This is a genomic window from Brachybacterium sp. B718/18, from assembly GCF_055454375.1.
On sequence record NZ_JBVDDO010000003.1, the window covers coordinates 17,742 to 40,414 of the forward strand.

The 22,673-nt window shown below is 72.9% G+C and carries 25 protein-coding genes; 7 read left to right on the top strand and 18 right to left on the bottom strand.

The window, feature by feature from the left end:
* Nucleotides 1-431 precede the first annotated feature (431 nt).
* Nucleotides 432-896 (top strand): P-loop nucleotide/nucleoside kinase family protein, encoded by a 465-nt coding sequence (locus ACZCAH_RS06315; protein WP_464340275.1) that lies wholly within the window; start codon nucleotides 432-434, stop codon nucleotides 894-896.
* Nucleotides 897-1,008: 112 nt separating this feature from the next.
* Here the strand turns inward: ACZCAH_RS06315 and ACZCAH_RS06320 are convergent, their stop codons facing one another.
* From ACZCAH_RS06320 to infC, 5 genes are read right to left on the bottom strand one after another with little or no spacing between them, the layout of a single operon-like run.
* A complete protein-coding gene (locus ACZCAH_RS06320) occupies nucleotides 1,009-3,051 on the bottom strand; it encodes a bifunctional copper resistance protein CopD/cytochrome c oxidase assembly protein (protein ID WP_464340276.1) in 2,043 nt (680 codons plus the stop codon).
* On the bottom strand, nucleotides 3,048-3,992 hold the full coding sequence (locus ACZCAH_RS06325) for a TrmH family RNA methyltransferase (RefSeq protein ID WP_464340277.1): 945 nt from the start codon (nucleotides 3,990-3,992) through the stop codon (nucleotides 3,048-3,050). Before ACZCAH_RS06325 ends, ACZCAH_RS06320 begins: the two co-directional genes overlap by 4 nt.
* Nucleotides 3,993-4,009: 17 nt before the next feature.
* Nucleotides 4,010-4,390, bottom strand: a complete 381-nt coding sequence (gene rplT, locus ACZCAH_RS06330) for a 50S ribosomal protein L20 (RefSeq protein WP_329747621.1) — start codon at nucleotides 4,388-4,390, stop codon at nucleotides 4,010-4,012.
* A gap of 58 nt (nucleotides 4,391-4,448) precedes the next feature.
* Nucleotides 4,449-4,643 carry a 50S ribosomal protein L35 gene (gene rpmI / locus ACZCAH_RS06335; protein WP_329747620.1) on the bottom strand — a complete coding sequence of 65 codons (195 nt, stop codon included), beginning with the start codon at nucleotides 4,641-4,643 and terminating at the stop codon, nucleotides 4,449-4,451.
* A 23-nt stretch (nucleotides 4,644-4,666) separates the two neighbouring features.
* Nucleotides 4,667-5,293 carry a translation initiation factor IF-3 gene (gene infC / locus ACZCAH_RS06340; RefSeq protein ID WP_464340511.1) on the bottom strand — a complete coding sequence of 209 codons (627 nt, stop codon included), beginning with the start codon at nucleotides 5,291-5,293 and terminating at the stop codon, nucleotides 4,667-4,669.
* Nucleotides 5,294-5,569: 276 nt separating this feature from the next.
* On the opposite strand from infC, the gene ACZCAH_RS06345 reads away from it, so the two are divergent.
* Both ACZCAH_RS06345 and ACZCAH_RS06350 read left to right on the top strand, forming a co-directional pair.
* Nucleotides 5,570-6,505: a DUF4352 domain-containing protein gene (locus tag ACZCAH_RS06345; RefSeq protein ID WP_464340278.1), complete on the top strand. Its 936-nt coding sequence runs from the start codon at nucleotides 5,570-5,572 to the stop codon at nucleotides 6,503-6,505.
* A gap of 31 nt (nucleotides 6,506-6,536) precedes the next feature.
* Nucleotides 6,537-6,908 (top strand): DUF1844 domain-containing protein, encoded by a 372-nt coding sequence (locus ACZCAH_RS06350; protein WP_329749150.1) that lies wholly within the window; start codon nucleotides 6,537-6,539, stop codon nucleotides 6,906-6,908.
* 24 nt (nucleotides 6,909-6,932) lie between these two features.
* Here the strand turns inward: ACZCAH_RS06350 and ACZCAH_RS06355 are convergent, their stop codons facing one another.
* From ACZCAH_RS06355 to ACZCAH_RS06385, 7 genes are all read right to left on the bottom strand, one after another.
* Nucleotides 6,933-7,745, bottom strand: coding sequence for an SseB family protein (locus ACZCAH_RS06355; protein ID WP_464340279.1), 813 nt, complete (start codon nucleotides 7,743-7,745; stop codon nucleotides 6,933-6,935).
* On the bottom strand, nucleotides 7,742-8,476 hold the full coding sequence (priA, locus tag ACZCAH_RS06360) for a bifunctional 1-(5-phosphoribosyl)-5-((5-phosphoribosylamino)methylideneamino)imidazole-4-carboxamide isomerase/phosphoribosylanthranilate isomerase PriA (protein WP_464340280.1): 735 nt from the start codon (nucleotides 8,474-8,476) through the stop codon (nucleotides 7,742-7,744). Before priA ends, ACZCAH_RS06355 begins: the two co-directional genes overlap by 4 nt.
* A gap of 81 nt (nucleotides 8,477-8,557) precedes the next feature.
* On the bottom strand, nucleotides 8,558-8,716 hold the full coding sequence (locus ACZCAH_RS06365; protein ID WP_464340281.1) for a hypothetical protein: 159 nt from the start codon (nucleotides 8,714-8,716) through the stop codon (nucleotides 8,558-8,560).
* Nucleotides 8,713-9,405: an imidazole glycerol phosphate synthase subunit HisH gene (hisH, locus tag ACZCAH_RS06370; protein WP_464340282.1), complete on the bottom strand. Its 693-nt coding sequence runs from the start codon at nucleotides 9,403-9,405 to the stop codon at nucleotides 8,713-8,715. The genes ACZCAH_RS06365 and hisH overlap by 4 nt, the downstream gene beginning before the upstream one ends.
* Nucleotides 9,402-10,052 carry a hypothetical protein gene (locus ACZCAH_RS06375; RefSeq protein ID WP_464340283.1) on the bottom strand — a complete coding sequence of 217 codons (651 nt, stop codon included), beginning with the start codon at nucleotides 10,050-10,052 and terminating at the stop codon, nucleotides 9,402-9,404. The genes hisH and ACZCAH_RS06375 overlap by 4 nt, the downstream gene beginning before the upstream one ends.
* Nucleotides 10,049-10,663, bottom strand: a complete 615-nt coding sequence (gene hisB / locus ACZCAH_RS06380) for an imidazoleglycerol-phosphate dehydratase HisB (protein WP_464340284.1) — start codon at nucleotides 10,661-10,663, stop codon at nucleotides 10,049-10,051. Before hisB ends, ACZCAH_RS06375 begins: the two co-directional genes overlap by 4 nt.
* Entirely contained in the window at nucleotides 10,660-11,820 is a 1,161-nt protein-coding gene (locus ACZCAH_RS06385; RefSeq protein WP_464340285.1) for a histidinol-phosphate transaminase, read from the bottom strand. The genes hisB and ACZCAH_RS06385 overlap by 4 nt, the downstream gene beginning before the upstream one ends.
* Nucleotides 11,821-12,488: 668 nt before the next feature.
* On the opposite strand from ACZCAH_RS06385, the gene ACZCAH_RS06390 reads away from it, so the two are divergent.
* Nucleotides 12,489-12,983: a hypothetical protein gene (locus tag ACZCAH_RS06390; RefSeq protein ID WP_464340286.1), complete on the top strand. Its 495-nt coding sequence runs from the start codon at nucleotides 12,489-12,491 to the stop codon at nucleotides 12,981-12,983.
* A gap of 233 nt (nucleotides 12,984-13,216) precedes the next feature.
* Complete coding sequence (locus tag ACZCAH_RS06395) at nucleotides 13,217-13,771, top strand: DUF3054 domain-containing protein (RefSeq protein ID WP_464340287.1); 555 nt, start codon at nucleotides 13,217-13,219, stop codon at nucleotides 13,769-13,771.
* A gap of 21 nt (nucleotides 13,772-13,792) precedes the next feature.
* Here the strand turns inward: ACZCAH_RS06395 and ACZCAH_RS06400 are convergent, their stop codons facing one another.
* From ACZCAH_RS06400 to hisD, 6 genes are all read right to left on the bottom strand, one after another.
* Entirely contained in the window at nucleotides 13,793-15,433 is a 1,641-nt protein-coding gene (locus ACZCAH_RS06400) for a glucoamylase family protein (protein WP_464340288.1), read from the bottom strand.
* 43 nt (nucleotides 15,434-15,476) lie between these two features.
* Nucleotides 15,477-16,295 (bottom strand): carbohydrate ABC transporter permease, encoded by an 819-nt coding sequence (locus ACZCAH_RS06405; protein WP_464340289.1) that lies wholly within the window; start codon nucleotides 16,293-16,295, stop codon nucleotides 15,477-15,479.
* Nucleotides 16,295-17,227, bottom strand: a complete 933-nt coding sequence (locus ACZCAH_RS06410; protein WP_329747607.1) for a carbohydrate ABC transporter permease — start codon at nucleotides 17,225-17,227, stop codon at nucleotides 16,295-16,297. The genes ACZCAH_RS06405 and ACZCAH_RS06410 overlap by 1 nt, the downstream gene beginning before the upstream one ends.
* A gap of 1 nt (nucleotide 17,228) precedes the next feature.
* Nucleotides 17,229-18,512 carry a sugar ABC transporter substrate-binding protein gene (locus ACZCAH_RS06415; RefSeq protein ID WP_464340290.1) on the bottom strand — a complete coding sequence of 428 codons (1,284 nt, stop codon included), beginning with the start codon at nucleotides 18,510-18,512 and terminating at the stop codon, nucleotides 17,229-17,231.
* Nucleotides 18,513-18,720: 208 nt separating this feature from the next.
* Nucleotides 18,721-19,041: a hypothetical protein gene (locus tag ACZCAH_RS06420; RefSeq protein WP_464340291.1), complete on the bottom strand. Its 321-nt coding sequence runs from the start codon at nucleotides 19,039-19,041 to the stop codon at nucleotides 18,721-18,723.
* A gap of 30 nt (nucleotides 19,042-19,071) precedes the next feature.
* Nucleotides 19,072-20,427, bottom strand: a complete 1,356-nt coding sequence (gene hisD, locus ACZCAH_RS06425; protein WP_464340292.1) for a histidinol dehydrogenase — start codon at nucleotides 20,425-20,427, stop codon at nucleotides 19,072-19,074.
* Between the two features lie 92 nt (nucleotides 20,428-20,519).
* Between hisD and zupT the strand changes: the two genes are divergently transcribed.
* Both zupT and ACZCAH_RS06435 read left to right on the top strand, forming a co-directional pair.
* Nucleotides 20,520-21,350, top strand: coding sequence for a zinc transporter ZupT (zupT, locus tag ACZCAH_RS06430; RefSeq protein WP_464340293.1), 831 nt, complete (start codon nucleotides 20,520-20,522; stop codon nucleotides 21,348-21,350).
* A gap of 74 nt (nucleotides 21,351-21,424) precedes the next feature.
* Nucleotides 21,425-22,615: a hypothetical protein gene (locus ACZCAH_RS06435; protein WP_464340294.1), complete on the top strand. Its 1,191-nt coding sequence runs from the start codon at nucleotides 21,425-21,427 to the stop codon at nucleotides 22,613-22,615.
* Nucleotides 22,616-22,673: the final 58 nt, after the last annotated feature.

Genomic DNA, 22,673 nt, shown 5'->3' on the forward strand with positions numbered 1-22,673 from the left:
CCCCCCCCCCCCCCCCCCCCCCCCCCCCCCCCGTGACCGTTGCTCCGCGTCGCACGGGCGCCGTATGCGGCCTCGACCTCCCGCCGACCCCCGAGGATCTACCCTCCGCCGAGGGCCGAGGCGATCTCCGCGGAGCGCGCCCCCGCGCGGAACCCACGAGCTCGGTTCCCGCATGTCCCCCCAGGACGTCACGGATATCCCGGGGCACCTGCGCTGATGTCCCTCTGAGGTGGTCAGTCACCCGAGGGGGACAGATCTGGGACCGCTGCACGGGTCGGAGACTCCTCGACCGGACACATCTGCCCGAGCGAGCACTGAAGCGCCCTCCACTCAGCCCGTGGCGACCGCGCCCGCGACCGTCTCACCATGGACCGGAACCCAGGGCGCTTCGAGCCAGCGCTCGAGCAGTCCCGAGGTCTAGCCTGAACGGCATGACACGGGTGATCTTCATGTGCGGGCCCGCAGGTTCGGGCAAGTCGACGATCGCACGCCGTCTGGATGCGCAGGGCTTCGTGCGGCTGTCGTTCGATCAGGAAGCCTGGGAGCGCGGGATCCGGGACATGCCCCTGACGGAGGCCGAGCACCACGACATCGAGAGCGTCCTGCGGGGTCGACTCGCCTGCCTTGTCGGCGACGGACATGATGTCGTCCTGGATTTCTCGTTCTGGTCACGCTCCATGCGCGAGGAATGGAAGCAGTTGCTGAAGCCACTGGGTGTGGTTCCTGAAACGATCTACCTCGCGACCGGGCGATCCATCTGCCTGGAGCGGGTGGCGGCACGGGTAGGCGCTCACGGGGACGATTTCCTCCTGGATGCGAAGGATGCCGCCGCCTACTTCGATCATTTCGAGCCGCCGACACCTGATGAGGGCCCCTTGTCAGTGGTCGATTCATGACCTGAGCGACGCTCGCCGCGATAAGGTCCGAGCCGGGGCCAAGACCAGTCCGTACGCTCGGGCCCGACCGCGGCGGCGGCGACCATCCTGCGAAGGTCGCCGCCGTCTCGTGTCAGCGGGACTCCGTCGACCCGCCGCGATCGGGTGCCGGTTCGTCGGCGGGAGCGGACCCGTCGGCGGGAGCGCCGGGTACCCCTCCCCCGACCTGCAGCCGCGCGAGATAGGCGTTGTACTCCTCGAGCTCGGCGCCGCCGTCCCGCTCGGCCTTGCGGTCGTACTGCCGGGCGCGGCGATCCTCAGACTGCATCCACTGGACGGCCATGAGGATCGCGTAACCGAGGGTCGGCACCTCGGAGACGGCCCACATGATCGAGCCACCGCGCACCTGGATCAGCTCGAGCTGCTCCGCGGTGTACATGCCCAGCTCGGTGTACCAGGACTCGGCGACGAGGAAGGTCGCCGAGACCATCGCGACCCCGAAGAAGGCGTGGAAGGCGAGGGTGACCAGCAGGGTGATCAGCTTCAGCGCCGGGTTGATCGTCCGCTGCGCCGGGTCGATGCCGATCATCACCCAGGCGAACAGGTAGCCCGAGGCGAGGAAGTGCACGGTCATCAGCACGTGCCCGAGGTGGCTGTACATCGCCGCTTCGAAGAGCGGCGAGAAGTAGAAGACGACGAGCGAGCCTGCGAACAGCGCCCCAGCCATCGGCGGGGAGGACACGAAGCGGGCGTAGCCCGAGTGCAGCGCCGCGAGCACCCACTCCCGCACCCCGCGGGAGCCGTCGGTGCGCGGCGCCACCGCGCGGGACAGCAGCGTCACGGGGGCACCGAGCACCCACAGCGGCGGCACGATCATCATCATCGCCATGTGCTGGACCATGTGCGCGTCGAAGCGCATCCGACCCCAGGCGGCGGCCCCGCCGCTCATCACCCAGGCGAAGGCGAGGCAGCCCAGCAGGAAGGCGGCGGTGCGATGCCACACCCAGGCGTCGCCGCGACGGTGCAGGCGCACCACCCCGGCAAGATACGCGCCGGCCATCGCGGCCGCGAGCAGCAGCGCCACCCAATCCGGCTGCACCACGGTGACCAGGGCCCGCACCCCGAACTCCTGCGCGGGGGGCAGATAGCCGACGAGGGAGAGGATCCTCAGGTCCCCCACCTCGGGGATCACCTGCGGCACGGGCGGGGCGATGCGGCCCAGCGCGATCGACGCCCCGATCACCACCGCCATCAGCACGCCCTCCCCCGCGGCCAGATGGCGGAAGCGGAGCCGGTCGCCGAGTCGCCGCCGCTGCACCGCGCCGAGCACGGCGAGCACCGCGAGGCCGAGGGCCTTCAGCAGCATGACCCGTCCGTACCCGGTGGTCAGCAGCTCCGCGGGAGAGGACAGGCGGATGCTCGCGCTGAGCAGCCCGGACAGGGCGATCGCGACCACCGCCGCGAGCGCCCACGGGGAAAAACGCCGCACCGCGGCCACGGCCGCTGCGTCGTCGACGCGGGGCAGCAGCAGCGCGAGGGCCAGCAGCCCGCCCGCCCACACGGAGACCCCCACGAGGTGCAGGGCCATCGCGTTGACGGCATTGGTGTGGTCGAGGCTCGCGCCCGCGTGCCCGGCGAGCCCCAGCGCGCCGACGCCCGCGCCGGAGAGCGCCAGACCCCAGCAGGCGAGCACGGTGGAACGGGCGAGGCCGTAGGCGAGCGCGGCGAGGGCGGCGCAGGCCGCGACCCCGATCTGGATCCGGCCCAGGTCGCCGCCGAGCGCGATCGCCCAGACATCCAGATCCGTGCCCGCCCCGGCGGACTCCAGGCCGCCGAGCGGGACCTGCGCCAGCGCAGCGAGCACCCAGAGCAGGGCACCGGCCGCGGCGAGGCGCACCGCGGACCGGCGGGCGGGATCCAGGGTGGTGACCTCGCGGCGCGAGGGGCCGGGCAGCAGCAGCACGGCGGCGCCACCCCCGCCGATCGCGATCAGCAGGCCCAGGTGGTGCAGTGCTCGCACCACGGGCAGGCCCCAGGTCACCAACGGCGAGGCGGGGACGAGGGCCGCCGGGGCGGTCGCGCCCGTGGCCAGCAGGAGCAGCAGCGCGGTGGCCACCGCGAGCAGGAACAGGAGGGGGACGGCGAGCAGGCCCGTGCGGCGCAGGGCGGCGGTCATGCCCCCGCCCGCCGGCGGCGCAGCGTCTCGAAGAGGCACACCGTCGCCGCGGTGTGCACGTTGAGGGACTCGGCCCGGCCCGCGAGCGGGATGCGCACCGCGAGGGGCGCGGCGGCGAGGGTGGCGTCGTCGAGACCGTGGGCCTCGTTGCCGAGGATCCAGGCGAGGCGCTCGGGCAGGTCGACGGTGAACAGCTCGGCCTCGGCATAGCCGCTGGTGGCGGCGGCGGTGATCCCCCGGGCGGCGAGGGCGGGCAGCAGCTCGTCGATCTCGGCGCCGGTGATCACGGGGAGGTGGAAGAGGCTGCCGACGGCGGCGCGCACCGCCTTCGGGGCGAAGGGATCGGCACTGGTGCGGGTGAGCAGCACCAGATCGGCGCCCGCGGCGTCGGCGGTGCGGATCAGGGTGCCGACGTTGCCGGGGTCGCGCACCTCGTGGAGGACGACGACGGTCAGGGAGCCGTCGGCCGGGAGCTCCTGCACGGCGTGGAGCGCGGCCGCGGGCTCGGCGGCGGGGAGGGTGCCGACGGCGACCACGCCCTGGGGGCTCGTGAGCAGGCCGGCGCCCGCGCGGCGGTCATCGCCCCCGGGACGCTCGGAGGCGTCGGCCGGGCCTGCGGCCTGGGCGGTTCCGTCGGCCTCGGGGGCGGAGCCCTCGCGGACCATGGCGCGCACGATCCGGTCGTCGACCGTGTGCAGCGGTACGCCCGCCTCGTGGGCGAGGTCGGTGAGCTCGGGATGGTCCGCGGCGGCCCGCTCGGTGACGAAGACGGAGCGGGCGAGGTCCGGGCGGTGGGCCAGCAGGGAACGGACCGACTGGGGTCCCTCGATGCGGAAGCGGGACTGCTTGCGACGTGCAGAGCGCCCGGCCAGTGCCGCCACCTTCCGCACCCGTTCGGAACGGGGGGAGGTGATCGGCGACTGATCCGGGCGCTCGCTCATCGCGGTCGACGCGGCGATCAGGCTGCCGGCGCGTTGACGTCCTTGGGCAGGGCGTTCTTCGCGACCTCGACCAGCGCAGCGAAGGCCGCGGCGTCGTTGACGGCCAGCTCGGCGAGCATGCGACGGTCCACCTCGACACCCGCGAGGCCGAGGCCCTGGATGAAGCGGTTGTAGGTCAGGCCGTTGGCGCGGGACGCCGCGTTGATGCGCTGGATCCACAGCTGGCGGAAGTCGCCCTTGCGCTTCTTGCGATCGCGGAAGTTGTAGGTCTGCGAGTGCAGCACCTGCTCCTTCGCCTTGCGGTACAGGCGCGAGCGCTGGCCGCGGTAGCCGCTGGCCTGCTCGAGGATCTCCCGACGCTTCTTCTGGGCGTTGACCGCCCGCTTCACGCGTGCCACGTGATACTCCTTCAGTCGTTCGTTCAGGGGCGCAGGAGCTCGGCTCCCGCGTGGGCGATCAGCGGCCCAGCAGCTTCTTCATGCGCTTGGTGTCGGCCTTGGCGACGGTGGTGTCGTTGCCGAGGCGGCGCTTGCGGGTGGAGGACTTGTGCTCGAGGAGGTGGCGCGCGTTGGCCTTCTCCCGCATGAGCTTGCCCGAGCCGGTCACGCGGATGCGCTTCTTGGTCCCCGAGTGGGTCTTGTTCTTCGGCATCTGCCTGTTCTCCTTTTACGTTCTCAGGACTGTGCGCCGGTGTCGTCCGGGGTCGCGGTCTCGGACTGCTCGTCCGTGCCGCGCGCCTCGGCCTTCTCGGCGTCGGTCTTGCGCTTGCGGGCCTCGGCCATGGCCTGGGCCTTCTTCTTGTGCGGCCCGAAGACCATCACCATGTTGCGGCCGTCCTGTCGCGGGTGCGACTCGACGAAGCCGAACTCGGCGACGTCCTCCGCCATGCGGTTCAGCAGACGCACGCCCATCTCGGGGCGGGACTGCTCGCGGCCGCGGAAGCGGATGATGACCTTGACCTTGTCGCCACCGGACAGGAACTTCTCGACGTTGCGGCGCTTGGTGTCGTAGTCGTGCGTGTCGATCTTCAGACCCATCCGGATTTCCTTCTGGACCGTGTTGGCCTGGTTCTTCCGGGCCTCACGAGCCTTCAGGTTGGCTTCGTACTTGTACTTGCCGTAATCCATGAGCCGCGCGACCGGCGGGTTCGCGCCGGGCGCGACCTCGACCAGGTCGAGATCGGCTTCCTGCGCGAGACGCAGGGCGTCCTCGACCCGGACCTCGCCGACCTGCTCGCCGGCAGGGCCGACCAGGAGGACCTTGGGGACCCTGATCTGACCGTTGATGCGCTGTTCGCTGATGGTGGCTCCTCACCTTGATGTCGCTCGAGACGACGAAGGGCCCCCGCAGAATCATGCGGAGGCCCCGAGGTGCGCGGCGCGGACGCCGATCGGGCACTGCTGCCCGAGAGCCGGGCGCTCGGCCCGACCTGCGATACTGACCCGGTGACCGTGGGCGGCGCCTAGGCTCCTGCCGGTCGTCACGAGGTGGGATGGGACTCCACTTGAGGAACGTGGCGAGGGTTTCGTCGTGTTCCGATCGATTATCCTACCAGGGAGAGCGGCCACGTCCAGGTGATGTGCGTCGCGCCGCAGGTGCACGGCGACGAGGAGTACTGGGTGGATCCGGACCGCGAGGCAGAGGCCCCGTCGACCCCCTCGACCCCACAGCCGTCTCCGACGTCTCCGGCCCCGCCGGCTGCGACGCCCCCGGCTGCGTCGTCCGCCGGGAGCCCGTCGGCCGGAAGTCCGTCGGCCGCTCCGTCGGCCGCGAGCCCGTCGGCCGAGCAGCCGCCCCGCATCGAGACCCCGCCCACCGGGATCCGCACCGGCACCGCACCGCGCGCCCTCCTCCGGCCCGTCCCCGAGGGGTTCCCCACCCCGCCGCCGCGCCCCGCGATCCCCAATCGCCGGCCGGCGCGGAGGGTGGAGCCCGAGGCTCCGACGCGCCGCCGCGGCCCGATCATCGCCTCGCTCGTCGTAGTCGCCGTGCTCGTGCTGGTGGTCGCGATCGGCGGCTCGGTCCTCGTGGTGCGCGCCCTGACCTCTCCGGACGCCGGATCCGCAGCGCCGACGCAGCCGTCCGCGGCACCGACCGACGGATCGGATGGATCCGACAGCTCGGCCGGCGCCACCGCGATCGGCGGCGTCGAGGTCGAGGTGCTCTCCACCGAGCGCGGCGTCGAGGCGGTGGGCGAGGGCAGCACCCGTCTCGCCGCCGAGGGTGAGTTCGTGATCGTCACCCTCGACGTCAGCAACGGCACCGACACGCCGGTGAGCCTCCGCGAGGCCGCGGACCTGGTCACCGAGGACGGCGAGGTGCATCCGCCGAGCCCCGAGGCGGGCCGGGTCCACCTCGCCGACAGCGAGCCCTGGGCGCTGCTGCCCGAGGGCGAGAGCGTCCAGGTCCACTACGTGTTCGACGTGCCGCAGGGCTCTGTCCCGGTCTCGCTCGAGCTCGACCTCCGCGATAACCCCGACGCGGGCACCGGCACGGTGCCCCTCGCGCCCTGAATCCCCGCACGCCCCACCCCGAGAAGGACCCATGACCGAGAACCAGACCCCCACCCCCGCCGAGCCCGACGAGAGCGCCGAGGCGCTGCGGGACATCTCGGAGGTCTCCGCGGTCGAGATCATCACCGCCGCCTGCGTGCACCTGATGAGCGCCTCCGCCGTGAAGGTGGGCCTCGCCGAGGACGAGGAGACCGCCCATCACCGGGACCTCTCCGAGGCCCGCAAGCTGATCACCGCCCTCGCGGGCCTGGTCACCGCGGCCGCCCCCGAGATCGGCAACGAGCACGCCCGCTCCCTGCGCGACGGGCTGCGTACCCTCCAGCTGGCCTTCGCCGAGGCGCTGCCCTTCCCCGACGAGCCGGGCGAGGCGCCCGGGGAGAAGTACACCGGCCGCGTCTCGTGACCTCGGCCGGGCCACCGACCGGTCTCAGCTGCCGAGCACGAGCTTCAGGGAGCTGATCCGCTCGGCGACGAGCTGCTCGGCGCCGAGCCGGGCCGAGAGGTCCGCTACCACGGCCCGCACCTGCTCCGCGGCGAGTCCCGGCAGCAGCCGCACGTGCAGGTCGACCTCGGCCCGCTCCCCCGCCTCGGCCCGCAGCCCCTCGACGGCGACGGTCTCGGCCGCGACCCGGTCCAGCACCGCCGCGAGCTCGGCATCGAGGTGCGGCGGCACCCAGGTGCGTCCTTGGGCGAGGGCCCAGAGGATCGACCGCGGCAGGAGCACCGGGCCGCCCTCCTCGGGCGTCGCCGCGGGATCGACGACCAGGGCGGTGCAGCCCTCCTGGACGGCGGCCTGCGCCGCCTGCGGTCCGACGACCGGGACCGGGCGGGCGTCCGGGCGCCAGTCCGACAGCGCCGCCACCGACGTGAAGAGGGGCAGCAGGCGGGTGCCGTCGGGCGCGGTGATCGAGACCATCGCCATGTCGGCTCCGTTGTCGCCGGTGAGGCCGTGGGCGGTGGTGCCCTCCTCCGTCGCGACGGCCATGATCGGCACCAGCACGCGGGTCTCGGCGAGCGCCGCGGCGAGCTGCGCCCGGTGCGGGTCCTCCCCCGCGGCGTGCGCGGCGAGGGCCTCCGCGACGCGCGGGTCGCGGGAACCGTCGTCCCCGGGGAAGGGGCTCACGCTGTAGTCGCGGCCCTTCCAGGGCACCCCCGCGGTGTCGGTCAGCGGGGACTTCTCCACGAAGTGCGCGGGCAGCTCGCGCTGCGGCCCGGAACCCTCCGCGGCGCCGTTCGTCACGGCCGGCCCGCGACGTCCAGCGCCTCGGGCATGGTGAAGGCGCCCGCGTACAGGGCCTTGCCGACGATCGCCCCTTCGACGCCCTGGGACACCAGCTCGCGCAGGGCGCGCAGGTCCTCGAGCGAGGAGATGCCGCCGGAGGCGACGACCTTCGCGTCGGTGCGGGAGCAGACCTCCGCGAGCAGCTCGATGTTCGGTCCGCGCAGGGTGCCGTCCTTGGTCACGTCGGTGACGACGTAGCGCTGGCAGCCGGCGTCGTCGAGGCGCTCGAGGGTCTCCCACAGGTCGCCGCCGTCACGGGTCCAGCCGCGGGCGGCGAGGGTCGTGCCGCGCACGTCGAGGCCGACGGCGATGCGGTCGCCGTGCTCGGCGAGGATCTCCGCGGTCCACTCGGGGTTCTCCAGGGCGGCGGTGCCGAGGTTCACGCGTCGGCAGCCGGTCGCGAGGGCGGCGGCGAGCGACTCGTCGTCCCGGATCCCGCCGGAGAGCTCGACGTCCATGTCCACGGCGGCGACGACGTCCGCGAGCAGCGCGGCGTTGCTGCCGCGCCCGAAGGCGGCATCGAGATCCACGAGATGCAGCCAGCGGGCGCCGCCCTCCTGGAAGGTGAGCGCGGCCTCGAGCGGGGCGCCGTAGGCGGTCTCGGAGCCGGCCTCGCCCTGCACCAGGCGCACGGCCTGGCCGCCCTGGACGTCGACGGCGGGCAGGAGCTCGAGCACGGGAGCGGTCATGGGGGTCCTCCTGGGACGGGTGGGGGCGGCGCGGGCGCCGGGACGGTGCGGGGTGCCGTAGGGCGGCGAGGAAAGGGCGGCTCAGCCGGCCTGGATTCGCCACCACGAGATGGCGAGGCAGACGACGCCGAGGACGGCCATCGCGACGATCTGCCACCACGGCCGCTTACTGCGATAGAACGACCAAGCGCCGCCGAGGATCATGCCCCCGGCGAAGAGCATGAGGAAGGCGAGGATCATGCCGCGTGCCCGTCGGTGCGGCGCGGCAGGGTCGCGAGCCAGTTGCGCAGCAGGCGCGCCCCGGCCTCCCCGGACTTCTCGGGGTGGAACTGGGTGGCGGACAGCGCCCCGTTCTCGACGGCTGCGACGAAGCGGTCGCCGCCGTGCTCCGCCCAGGTCACCTGCGGCGGAACCATCGGGCCGACGGGATCGAAGTCCCAGGTCCGGGCGGCATAGGAGTGGACGAAGTAGAAGCGCTCGGCCTCGACCCCGGCGAAGAGCCGGCTGCCCGCGGGGGGCTCGATGGTGTTCCACCCCATGTGGGGGACGATCTCGGCCTCGAGCCGGGTCACCTCGCCGGGCCACTGCGACAGACCGGTGGAGCGCTCTCCGTGCTCGGTGCCGGAGTCGAACATGATCTGCAGGCCGACGCAGATGCCGAGCACCGGCAGCCCGCCCGCGAGGCGCCGCTCGACGATCCGGTCGCCGCCGACCGCGCGGACCTGCGCGATGGTCTCGGCATAGGCGCCGACGCCGGGGACGACCAGTCCGTCGGCTCCGAGGGCGGCGGGGCGGTCGGCGGTCAGTTCTACGTCGGCGCCGGCGGCCTCGAGGGCGCGCACCACGGAGCGGACGTTTCCGGAGCCGTGGTCGAGGACGACGACGCGGGGTGCTCGGTCCGGTGCGGCGGCGGAGGTGTCGGCGCTCATCGGCGTCGCCCTCGGCCGCGGCGGCCCTCGCCGCCCTGTTCGCCGCCGGAGATGGCCTCGAGGGCCTCGGCGCGGCTCATCGCGACCGGGTCCGCGCCCTCGCCGAGGTCGGAGAGCTCGAGCGCGCCGAGCAGCAGCTGCTCGACGAGGTCGTCGACCGCGCCGAGCACGATCGCGGGCGAGACGTCCTCGCCGCGCTCCCCGTTGCGGTAGCGGGTCGCGGTCATGCGGTCGCCGCGGCGCCAGAACAGGACGATGCCGTTGCGCTGCAGGGCGCTCGAGGCGATCGCCGCGAGGTCGTGCGCGGCGGTCTCCTGCAGGGGGCCGACGGCGACGGCGCCGGTGGAGGCGTCGTGGGTGCGGGTGCCGGCGGGGATGTCGATGCCGTCGGTGCGGGCCTCGCGGCCGAGGCGGATCACGCCGGCGAGCGCGCGGGCGTCGGCGACGGTGGTCGCGACGACGGCGATCGCCGGGATCTGCTCCTCTTCGGCGGCGGGCTCGGCGGCGGGAGCGGCGCCCTCCGGGGCTGCGCCGAGGAGGTCCTCGACGGTCAGCTCGCCGTCCCCGAGGTCGAGGCCCTGGGTGAGCCGGGCGAACTCGGCGTCGACGTCCTCGGGATCGGGTCCGGGCCGGTCGGCGGTGCTCACAGGGCCCCCTTGGTCGAGGGCACGTCGAACACCCGGTCGTCGTACGCGCAGGCGGCGCGCAGCGCGCGGGCGAGCGCCTTGAACTGGGCCTCGACGATGTGGTGCGGGTCCCGGCCGGCGAGCACCCGCATGTGCAGGCAGATCGCCGCGTGCTGGGCGATCGACTCGAGCACGTGACGGGTCAGGGAGCCGGTGAAGTGGCCGCCGATGAGGTGCAGGGCCTGCGCCTCGCTCTCCCCCTCGTGCACGCAGTAGGGGCGGCCGGACAGGTCCACGACCGCCTGGGCGAGCGCCTCGTCGAGCGGGACCATCGCGTCGCCGAAGCGGGCGATGCCCTTCTTGTCGCCGAGGGCCTCGCGCAGGGCCTGGCCGAGCACGATCGCGGTGTCCTCGACGGTGTGGTGGGCGTCGATGTGGGTGTCGCCGGTCGCCGTCACCGTGAGGTCGAAGCGGGCGTGGGTGCCGAGCGCCGTGAGCATGTGGTCGAAGAAGGGCACCGTGGTGGACACGTCCACCTGGCCGGTGCCGTCGACGTCCAGGGTCACCTCGACGCTGGACTCGCGGGTGGCGCGGGTGATCGTCGCGGTGCGGCGGCGGGGGGTCTCGGTCATCGGGGGTCGGCCTCCTCGAGGGCGGTGCGGAAGGCGGCGTCGTCCTCCGGGGTGCCGATCGACACCCGCAGCCAGGGCTGGGGGCCGACCTCCCGGATGAGCACGCCGCGGTCGAGCAGGGACTGCCACACGGCGCGGCGGTCCGGGGCGCCGCGCAGCAGCGGCTGGAAGTACAGGAAGTTCGCGTCCGACGGGGCGACAACGTGGCCGCGCTCGCGCAGGTGCGTCTCGAGGGCGTCGCGGGTGGCGCGCAGGGCGGCGACCTGGGCGAGCAGCTCGCCCCGGTGGGCGAGGGCGGTGCGGGCGACGGCCTGGGTGACGGCGGAGAGGTGGTAGGGCAGGCGCACGATCCGCAGGGAGTCGACGATCTCCGGGTCGGCGACCAGGTAGCCGAGGCGGCCGCCGGCGAGCGCGAAGGCCTTCGACATGGTGCGCGTGACCACGAGGTGACCGAACTCGGGCAGCAGCTCGAGGGCGCTGGGGACGCCGTCGCGGCGGAACTCGCCGTACGCCTCGTCGACCACCAGCAGTCCCCCGGTCTCCGCGAGCGCCGTGGCGGCGGCGCGGATCACGGCGGGCTCGAGCGCCGTGCCGGTGGGATTGTTGGGGCTGGTGAGCACCAGCACGTCCGGGCGGTGCGCGGCGATCGCGGCGGTGACGGCCTCGACGGTCAGCGCGAAGTCGGGGGCTTCGCCGCGGGGCACGGCGACCCAGCGGGTGAAGGTGTCGCGCGCGTACTCCGGGTACATGGAGTAGTGCGGGGAGAAACCGAGAGCGGTGCGGCCCGGGCCGCCGTAGGCCAGCAGCAGCTGGTGCATGACCTCGTTGGAGCCGTTCGCAGCCCAGATCGCCTCGACCGGGGGCGCGGGGATCCCGGCCTCCTCCGCGAGATAGGCGGCGAGGTCGGCGCGCAGCGCGGTGAACTCGCGGTCCGGGTAGCGGTGCAGCGTCGAGGCGGCCTCGGCGACGGCGCGGCCGATCGCCGCGGCGAGCGCCGGGGAGGGCCCGTAGGGGTTCTCGTTGACGTTGAGCAGATGGGGCACGTCGATCTGGGGGGCGCCGTAGGGCTCCTCGTCGCGGAGGTCGTCGCGGCGGGCGGGGATCCGACGCGCCGCGGCGGGTGACACAGTGGTCTTCTCGGAGGTCTCGACGGGCATGGGGTCCATCGTAGAGGTCGCCCCGCGGCGGAGGCCCGGGCGTCCACCTCGTCCCGGGCGTGATGCGGTGCGGGCCACAGCGGGGGCCCGGGTGCGGGCCGCCCCCGGGGCGCGCCGACGCCGACGACTCGCGCGGGTAGCGCTCCGAGGAAGCGAATATGTGGCTCGAACACATACCGCCGACCCGAGAGACCGCTTGACGGCCGTGCGACGACGTGCCCTTATCGAGAGCATCAACTGCACGCCACTCAAAGCGGAGCCGGGTATGCAGAACAACAGAATCGCGATCACCAGCATCGTCGCACTCGCACTGACGCTTTCACTCGGGATAACCGTCAAGAACGCCGCAGACCCCCAGGGAATACCACCCACCTGCAGCTTTGCCGCGCCAACGGAGGGAGAATCCCAGGACCCTCCACTTCTAGCGTGAGCTTAGTCGGGGATGAAGATCGACTCCGGCGCCATGGGAAAGACAACGACGGTCACCTCCCACGCGGCGGGCAAGATCAACAGTCGGAACATTTCCGTCGAACAGGCGCTTAAATCAGGTCGAATCCATCGACAGCACAATGGTCATACATACATCCGATACGGAAAGTGTGAGATACTGGACGTTACCGGTTCAGGTGATATAAGGACGGCCGTTATTCGATAACAGAGGTCTCGTCATGAGCGCACATCAGCCCTTCATCCTCGGAGAGTACGTCGTCGACACGGGCGATCCACGCACAGATTCGACCGCGCCTCAATCACAGGTCGACCTCGAAGGCTCGGGCGTGATCTATTCCCGGGTCAGGGTCCCCAGGCCCGAGGCCTCCGAGACCGCCGTGACCTTCATGGGTACCGAGCTGTGGTGGATCGAGCCGGAGATCGACGCTGGTCATCACCTCGTCCTCTTGACCCTGATGAGCCCCTCTTGGTACGTCGGCAGAGGTCGAGTGAAGGCCCATCTGGAACGCCTCGACACCGCGGAAAAGGACAGCGGACGTCTCACCGGAGAACGGTGGCGGGTGCACATCGACTACTCGTCGCTCGAGGGCCCGCCGTCACGTCCGAAGGAAATGGTCGACCTCCCCCGCCCAGGAGGGGCACATCGGAGAACGGCATCGTCGAAGTCGACATTGATTACGGCGACGACCATCAGGTGCTCGGATTCGACCTGATGATCGCCCCTCCCACGGGTTATCGCGATATCCCCTGATCGACTTACCGACCGCATGAGGTGGCCTGCGGAGCATCCACCACCCCGGAACCCATGCCCGCGGAGGAGAGCCCCGTCCGCACAGGGATGGGCTCCACTCCCGCCCGTCACCCCGTCCAGGGCGCGATGCGGTGCGGGCCACAGCGGGGGCCCGCACCACGGGAACCTCACGGGGCGCGCCGTTACGCTGGAGCGATGTTCCGCTCCTTCGGCGCCCTCGTCGGCGATCTCCTGGCCGTGCTGCTGTTCGTCGCGATCGGGCTGATCCAACACGGCACCTCCCTCACGACGGAGAGCATCGCCCTCGTCGGCTGGCCCTTCGCCCTCGGCGCCCTGCTCGGACACCTGGCGATCCGCTCCTGGCGAGCCCCGTTCCGGCTCTGGCCGCACGGCGTGTTCATCTGGGCGATCACGATCGCCGCGGCGATGGCCGTGCGCACCCTCTTCCAGGCGGGCACCGAGGTGTCCTTCGTGATCGTCACGGCTGTGACCCTGGGCGTGCTCATGCTGGGTTGGCGGGGCCTCGCCCTGTTCCTCACGCGCGGTGAGCGCGCCGCGGCCGTGCCCGCGGCAGCGGCCGTGTCGGCGGCCCAGACCGGCTCAGCGTCCCCGGCCTCCCCCGCCCCGGCCGACGAGCCGGAGGCCGAGGCGGGCCCGTCGGCCGAGGACGGGACCGCGGACGACGACCATTCCGACGAGGCCTCGCCCGCCGGCACCGACGCGCCGGCGACCGCGGCCGAGAAGCGCTGAGGCTCCCCGGCCGCTGCCGGGTCACTCGCCGGCCGCGAAGCGCTCCTGCCCGATGACCGGGCGCAGCGACTGCTCGACCTCGCTGGTCGCGAACCAGCGATGCAGCGCCCCGTCGAGGAGGACGTTGCCGAGGGCGCCCATGATCATCGACTGATCGAGGGACAGGTGCCTCTCGGCGCGCACGCCCGTGCCGATGGCGACGGCGTCGTGGAAGCCGCCGGGGCCGTAGGCGCCGAGCTCCGACTCGATCTGGGACAGGTTCTCGATCGCGGCCTCGCGCTCGTACTGCATCGCGAGGAAGGCGGCGTGCGGGGTGATGACCCCGTCGAGGCCCTGCGGGTACTCCTGCCCCGCGACCCAGTCGGTGCCCGCGGCGTCGGAGAAGTACCCGGTGGGGTTCAGGCCCAGCGCGTCGACGCCGTACTCGCGGTACCCGGCGTGCGGGTCCGAGCTCGGCGAGAAGCCCCAGTACCCGTAGCCCGCCTCGTCGAGGCCGTGCTCGCGCTGGGCGCGCACGTGCAGCGGATGGTTCACACCCCAGCTGTCCGGGGCCCACTCCGCCTCGGGGACGAACAGGTCCGGCATCAGCTCCTCGAACATCGAGCCGCCCCAGCCGGGCACGACCCGGAACCCGCGGTACTCGTGGGCGCCCTCGAAGACCTCCACGCCCTCGTAGGTCGCCCACTCCCCCACGGGCGCCATCTCGGGCCAGTCCCAGTCCGGCGGGAAGGTGCGGAAGGTGGTGAAGTACGCGCCGGCCGGGAACTGCCCGGTCATGATCCCGAGATAGGTGACCATGCGCGCCTCGGACACGGCCGTGTCGTAGTGGTGGGTCGCGTGGTACCAGACCTCCGGTCCGCCCACGCCGTTCCACGGCACGGCCCGGACCACGCCCTCGCGGGAGGGGTCCTCGAGCCAGAAGCCGCCGACGACCTGGCCGGGCTGGGCGGCGACCTCCCGGTCCCAGAACACGTCCCAGCGCATCGCGTCGAAGAGAGCGCGGGCGATGCGGGCATTGGAGGGGTCCGCCTCGGCGACGAGGTGGAGGGCCGCGCCGAGCCAGCCCATGTCCACGCTCGAGACGAAGGGGACGACCACGTCGCCCGAGCCGGGCCAGCTGCGCAGGATGCTGCCGTCCGCCTCGTCGTACCAGTTGACGTACATGCCGGAGGGCTCGTGGCGCTCCATGCGCTGCAGGGTCTTCAGAGTGCGGGCGATCCGCCGACGGGACTCGCCGGGCGTGATCAGCCCCAGCTCGCGGGCCACCAGCGTCGACCACAGCAGTCCGCCGATGTTCGTCGGCGAGGTGTACCCGGAGCGGGTCTGGAGGTCCGCGCCGATGTTGTCCGCGGCGAGGCCGGTGTCGGGGTGGGTCATCGCGTCGAGCGAGCGCCAGGTGTCCGCCGCCCAGCGGCGCAGCAGCGCATCCGGCCCGTCGGACCCTCCGGCGCCGCCGCCGCGCCCGGAGGGGGCGGGGCCCGCGGCGTCGGCCGAGGCGGTGCCGGCGGCGGCGACCGCGGCACCCGCGACCCCCGCGCCGAGCAGCGGCACCATGCCGAGCACGTCCCGGCGGGTGCGGCCCTGCGCTCCGGTGCAGGGGCGGCGGTGCGGAGCGACGTCGCGGGCGGTGGGCTGGGGTCGGGTGTGGGATCGAGCGTGCATGGGGACTCCTTCGTCGTGCGCGCTGAAGCTGCGGATCAGGGGGTCACTTGATACCGGTGGTCGCGATGCCCTGGATGAAGTGTCGCTGGAAGATCACGAAGACCACGAGGATCGGCAGCACGATGAGCGAGGCTCCCGCGAGCAGCAGTCCGTAGTCGGTCTCGTTCTGGCCGGTCGAGATCAGGGCGAGGGCCACCGGGAGGGTGTAGGTGCTCTCCGAGGAGGAGACCACCAGGGGCCACAGGAAGTTGTTCCAGGAGCCCAGGAACGTGAGGATGCCGAGGGTCGCGAAGGCGGGCCCCGCGAGCGGCATGAAGATGCGGAAGAAGATCGCGACCTCGCCGACGCCGTCCAGACGACCGGCCTCGAGGAGCTCGCGGGGGATGCCCAGGAAGAACTGACGCATGAGGAACACGCTGAAGGGCTGCACCAGGAAGGGCAGGATCAGCGCGGGGATCGTGTTGGCGAGCCCCATGTTCACCACGAGCACGTACTGGGGGATGAAGGTGACCAGCCCGGGGATCATCAGGCAGGCGAGGACCACTCCGAAGAGGATCCGCTTGCCCGGGAAGCGCAGGTGCGCCAGGGCGTAGCCGAACATCGAGCTGAGCACCAGGTTGCCGACGGTGACGACCACCGCCACCACCGCCGAGTTCGAGAAGTAGCGGCCGAAGGGCCGTTCGAACAGGCGGCGGAAGTTGTCGAGGGTGGGCTGCTCGGGCAGCCAGGTGGGCGGCACCCGGAGCAGCTCCCCCTGGGTCTTCAGGCTGCCCAGCACCATCCACAGGAAGGGGGTGATGACCAGCAGCAGGAAGACGGTGAGGACGATGTAGGTCAGGACGGGACGGCGGCGCTCGAGCATCACTTCTCCCTCATCAGACGGAACTGCACGAGGGTGACCACGCCGATGACCAGGAAGGTCAGGTAGGCCATGGCGCCGGCGACCCCGTAGTTGCCGAAGCCGAACTGCTCGTAGGTGTACATGGAGGCGGAGACGGTGGAGTTCAGCGGGCCGCCGCCGGTCATCACGAAAGGCTCCTCGAAGAACTGCAGGTAGCCGATCGACGTGGTCACCAGGACGAAGAGCATCGTCGGCCGGATCGAGGGGAGGGTGATGTTCAGGAAGCGCTGCCAGGCGCCCGCGCCGTCCAGCGCGGCCGCCTCGTGGAGCTGGCGGTCCACCGCCTGCAGGCCCGCGAGGAAGATGACCATCGAGGTGCCGAAGTTGCGCCACACGGCCATCACCACGAGGGAGAGCAGGGCGGTGCGCTGATCGCCGAGCCAGTGCGGCCCGTCGATGCCGACCCAGCCGAGCACCGTGTTCACCAGACCCGTGTCCGGCTGGAGCAGGAAGCGCCAGACCACGGCGACCGCGACGATCGAGGTGATGACGGGGGTGTAGAAGCCGACGCGGAAGACCGCGCGCAGCTTCCCCACCCCGCGGTCCAGGGCGATCGCCGCGGCGAGGCCCGCGATGATCGTCAGCGGCACACCGAGGAGCACGAACACCGCCGTGTTCGCCGCGGCCCGCCGGAAGACGGGGTCGGCGAAGGCCGTCGCGTAGTTCTCCAGCCCCACGAACTCGACCGCGAAGGGCGAGCGGATGTCGGTGATCCGCATGTCGGTGAACGACATGATCATCGACTGGAGCACCGGCCAGGCGGTGAAGGTGAGGAAGAGGATCACGAAGGGCAGGGCCAGCAGGAGGCCCGCGCGGGCCTCGGCCCCGCCGCGACGGGAGCGGCGGGACCGGCGCGGGGCGTCCGTCCGGCCGACGGCGGTGCTCGTGCTCATCTCAGGCCCCTGTGCCGATGCCCTGGGCGTCGGACTGGGTGGCGGCCAGCGCCTCCGCCGGGGCGAGGTCGTTCTTGCAGACCTCCTCGACCTGCGCGTCGAACTTCGCGGCGACCTGCTCCCAGGTGGCGATGACCGGCGGGGCGAGGGCGGTGTCGAGCTGGGTGCGGAAGGCCTCGAACTTCTCGTTCGAGGAGACCGACTCGTCCTCCCAGGCGGTCTTCTGCGCGGGCAGGTCGGTGGAGATCGAGAACCACTGCACCTGCACTTCGGGCCTGGAGAGGTACTCCACGAGCTTCCAGGCCGCGTCGCGGTTCTCCGTGCCCTGGAAGACACCGAGGTTGGCGCCGCCGAGGAAGGAGGAGCTGGTCTCCTTGGTGGGCATCACGAAGACGCCGTACTTGTCGGCGAAGCCCTCGCCGCCCACCGCCTCGACCGCGCTCATCATCCACGGGCCGGAGATGAACATCGGCACCGCGCCGGAGACGAAGTCCTGCTCGGTGACGCCGTCGGCGGGTGCGGGGTTGGCGAGCCCGTCGGTGAAGTAGGACTGGTAGTACGCCAGCGCCTCCTCGTTCGGGGCGGACTCGAAGGTGAACTCACCGCCGGCCTCGTCGACGACGCCGCCGCCGTTGGACCACATCAGCGGCAGCACGGCCTGCCAGGACCCCTGGCCGCCGGGTTGGAGGGAGATGCCCCAGGTGGCGTCGGCCTTCTCCTGGAAGGCCGCGGCGAGGGCGACGAGCCCGTCCCAGTCGGTGGGCGGCTCGGTGATCCCGGCCTGCTCGGCGAGGTCCTTGCGGTAGTAGACGAGGCGGGTCTCGACGTACCACGGCACGCCGTAGACGGTGTCGTCGACGGTCACGGAACCCAGGGCGCCCTCGAAGTAGTCGTCGGTGGCGATCGACTCCGGGGTGGGCTCGAGCGCCGAGAGGCCGACGAACTCGGCCATCCAGGTGGAGCCGACCTGTGCGACGTCGGGGGCGGTGCCCGCGGCGATCGCGGAGGTGAACTTGTCATGGGCGCTGTCCCAGGGGACCGGGGTCACCTCGACGGTGACGTCGGGGTTCTCCTCCTGGAAGCCGGTGAGCAGCTCGGGCAGCTTCTCGCCCTCGGCGCCCATGGCCCAGACGGTGAGGCTGCCGGTGGCGGGGCCTTCGGCGATCGGCTCGGCGGGCTCGGCCGCGGAGCCGCCGCCCTCGTCGGGGCGGCCGCAGCTCGCGGCGAGGGTCGCGGTGGCGGCGAGGCCGAGGCCGGTGAAGGCCCGGCGGGTGAGGCGGTGCATGGAGACTCCTTCGTCCGGTTCGTCCGGAGACGCGCCCGGAACAGGTCCGGGCGGTGAGGGCGCCTCGTGATGGAAGCGCTTACATCGAGGCATGACGGTAGCGCAGGCGCGCAGGGAGCACAACTCCCGGTCGGTCACCAGAGGTGTTCCCGGCGGGTCACCGGGGCGGCGACGTGCCGCAGGGCGGGCCGTCGGGCCGGCCGTCGGGTCAGCGGGGGTCAGGGCGCTGCGCCGTGGTCCACTCCTGCAACCGCGGGGACTGCAGCAGGGCGAGGGTCAGCGCGACCCCGGTGGCCCACAGCGCCGGACCGGTCCAGCGCACCACCTCGGGTCCTCCCCGGCGGCCCACAGCGTCACGATCATGGCCCCGATGACGCAGCAGACCAGCAGCTGGGCCAGTCACCACCCCGCGCTCGAGCTGGGTGACGCGCAGCTCGGTCCGCGCGACCCGCCGACGCAGCTCCATCATCTCCTCGGCGCGGGCCCGGGAGTCCGCGCTCACCTCACCGCTGCCGGACCGCTCGTCCATGAGGCCCTCCCCCGGGCGGACGCGCCGCCCTCAGCGCTCGAAGCGGATGTCGATCGCGCGGCCGTGGGCGGGCAGGCCCTCCGCGGCGGCGAGCGTGGTGGCGGCCTGTCGAGCACTCTGCAGCGCCGCCTCGTCGTAGTGGACCACATGGATGCCGCGCAGGAAGGTCTGCACGCCGAGTCCGCCGGTGAAGCGCGCGGTGCCGCCGGTGGGCAGCACGTGGTTGGAGCCGGCCGCATAGTCGCCGAGGCTCACGGGACTGTGCGCGCCGACGAAGACGGCCCCCGCGTTGGTGACCCGCGCGGCGACCGCAGCGGCATCCGCCGTAAGGATCTCGAGGTGCTCGGCCCCGTAGGCGTCGACGACCGCGAGGCCCTGCTCGAGATCGGCGACCAGCACCGCCCCGCTCTGCGGTCCGGACAGCGACTCCTCGATCCGCTCGCGGTGCAGCGCCTCGGGCACCTGCCGCGCGAGCTCCCCCTCGACGGCCGCGACGAGCTCGGGCGAGTCGGTGACCAGGACGCTCGCGGCGAGCGGATCGTGCTCCGCCTGGGAGACGAGGTCCGCGGCGACATAGCGCGGATCCGCGCTGGCATCGGCCAGGATCGCGATCTCGGTGGGGCCGGCCTCCGCGTCGATCCCGACCCGGCCGCGCACGAGCCGCTTCGCGGCGGCGACGTACACGTTGCCGGGGCCGGTCACGAGGTCCACGGGCTCGAGACCCGCCCCGTCGCCGAGATCGTCCGCCCCGTGGGCGAGCAGGGCGATCGCCTGGGCGCCGCCCGCGGCGATCACCTCGGTGACCCCGAGCAGGGCGCAGGCGGCGAGGATCGTCGGGTGCGGCAGCCCGCCGAACTCCTTCTGCGGCGGCGAGGAGAGGACGATCTCCCCCACCCCGGCGACCTGCGCGGGGACCACGTTCATGACCACGGAGCTGGGCAGCACGGCACGCCCACCGGGGACGTAGAGGCCGACACGGCGCACGGGCACCCACCGCTGGGTGACGGTGCCGCCGGGGACCACCTCGACGCGCTCCTCGGGACGCACCTGGGCGCCGTCCACCGCGCGCACCCGCGCGATGGACTGCTCGAGGGCGGTGCGGATCGCCGGGTCCAGCTCGGCGAGCGCCCGGGAGATCGCCACGGCGGGCACCCGCAGGTGCTCGGGCCGGATCCCGTCGAAGCGCTCCGAGGCGTCGAGCACCGCCGCGGCACCGCGGGCGGCGACGTCCTCGACGACCGGTCGCACGGCCGCGCTCGCCGCCTCGACGTCGAGCTCGGCGCGGGGCAGGGCGGCGATCAGCTCGGCCGGGCCCAGAGGATGCGCCCGCAGGTCGGTGACGGCGAGGCGGGTCGGGCGATCATGGGGGGCGCTGCTCTCGGACATGACGAGGAGTCTAGGCGGCCGCGACCCACGGGGCCCGGCGGGTCCGGCGCGGCTCCTCCGTCTCGCGGCACGACCCGACTACGGTTCTCTTCGTGCTCACCGCCTTCCTCCTCACCCTCGTCGCGGGCGGTGCCACCGCCATCGGCGCAGCCCTCGGCGTCCTCGGCCGCGGGACCAGCCCGAAGGCCCTGGCAGGAGGCCTGGGGCTCTCCGCGGGCGTCATGCTCTACGTCTCCTTCGTCGAGCTCCTGCCGCAGGGCGCCCAGGTGCTCTCGGGCGGAGACGCGATCACCGCGCGCGGCACCCTGATCGCGACCGTCTCCTTCTTCGTCGGCATCGCGCTGATCGCGGTCCTCGACCGCCTGGTCCCCGAGGCCGTGAGCCCCCATGAGTTCTCCGGCCGCATGGCGGGCTCCCACGGGCATACCGAGGTGCGGGCCCCGGACGAGCGCGCGGCCGACCTCGCCCTGCGCGCCCGCCTGCTGCGCACCGGGACGGTGACCGCGCTGGCCCTCGCGCTCCACAACGTGCCCGAGGGATTCGCGACCTTCGTCGCCGCCCTGCAGGCGCCCGAGATCGCGATCCCCGTGGTCGCTGCGATCGCCCTGCACAACATCCCCGAGGGCCTTGCGGTCGCCGTGCCCGTCCGCCGGGCGACGGGGTCCCGCGCGAAGGCGTTCTGGCTCGCGACCCTCTCGGGGATCGCGGAGCCCGTCGGCGCCCTCGTCGGCTTCCTGCTGCTCGCCCCGTTCCTGAGCGGCGGAGCGATGGGCGCGATCCTCGCCGGGGTGGCCGGGGTGATGGTCTTCGTGTCGCTCGACGAGCTGCTGCCCGCCGCGGAGGAGACCGGCGAGCACCACACCGTGATCTACTCGTTGATCGTCGGCATGGCCGTGATGGCGGCGACGCTGCTGGTGCTGTGAAGGGCATAGGTCCAGTGGGACCGGTGGGTCCGGGGTGGGACCCGATCGAGGGGATGAGGGGGATCATGGACGGGATGAACAGCGAGACGATGCCGCGGCGCGCCGTTCGGGGTGCCCGGTCGCTGCGCGCCGCCCTGGGCGCGCTCGCCCTCGTCCTGTCCCTCGGGGCCTGCGATCTGCTCGGCGACTCCCGCTCCCCCGAGGAGTCGGAGACCACCGCCGCCGCGTCCCCGATGGACCCCGCGGAGATCGCCGAGTCCGCCGGCACCGCGGCGGATCCGGCCTGGCTGTGCGATCCGGGCGGGGACCACGACGCCCCCGCGGTCCCGGACGACGCCGCCTCGGATCCGGGCACCGCGACCGTCGGGACCCTGACCCCGCAGTCCGTCACGGCCGAGGGCTCCGAGGTGACGATCTCCGGGCCGCTCTCCCTCCCGGACGGGACGGAGCACACGGGCTTCGTCCCCGAGGCGGTCATCGTCCCCGCCGATCCGCAGCAGCGGGGAGCCGCCGCGGCCGGCTGGGCGGAGGTCCTCGCGGGACGGCCCGCGGCGGACTCCCCCACCCCGCCGATCGTCGTGCGCGAGCGGGTCGAGGTCCCCGCCGACGGGCCCGCCCCGTCGGCGGCGACCGCCCATCTGACCCTCGGCACCTGCGACGACTCCCCGCTCCCCGACGGTGCCTATGTGCTCCGCCTGCTCGCCGCGGACGGCACCTGGGCGGCCGACGGCGACGTGCTGCTGGACGTGGTCGGGGGCACGGCCCGCGCCGTGCCGGGCGCGGTCACCGCTCCCGACGGGGAGGTCCCGGTGAACCTCTCCGGGCTCACGTGCCGCGCCGCTCCGGCCACCGAGGGCGACGGCGACGGGCTGACGCTCGCGGTCGCCGATCCCGTGACGACCCTTCCGGCGCAACCCGGGGAGGACGGCAGGGCCCGCGGAGTGAGCGCCAGCGTCACGGTCACCGCGGCGGAACCCGGGAGCCGCACGCTGCTGCAGGGGATCGTGCTCCTCGAGCCGTCCACGGGCACGATCGTGGCCGGGGCCCGCAACGCAGACCGTCTGCCGCTGCAGTGGATCGGCCCCGAGGGCGTCACCCGCACGGAGACCACGTGGACCACCACGGAGACCTGCACGCGCGGCACACTCGGCGTCGGCGAGCTCCACGCGAGAGCCTTCGCGGTCACCGTCGACGCAGACGGCGCGACCCACGTGCTGCTCTCCGATCCCTGGACCGTGACCGTCACCGAGGGCGACGGCTCCTGACCCCGGGCCGCATACGGGCACGTTCCGCGGGCGGTGGCCGTCCCGTACCGTGGAGGCG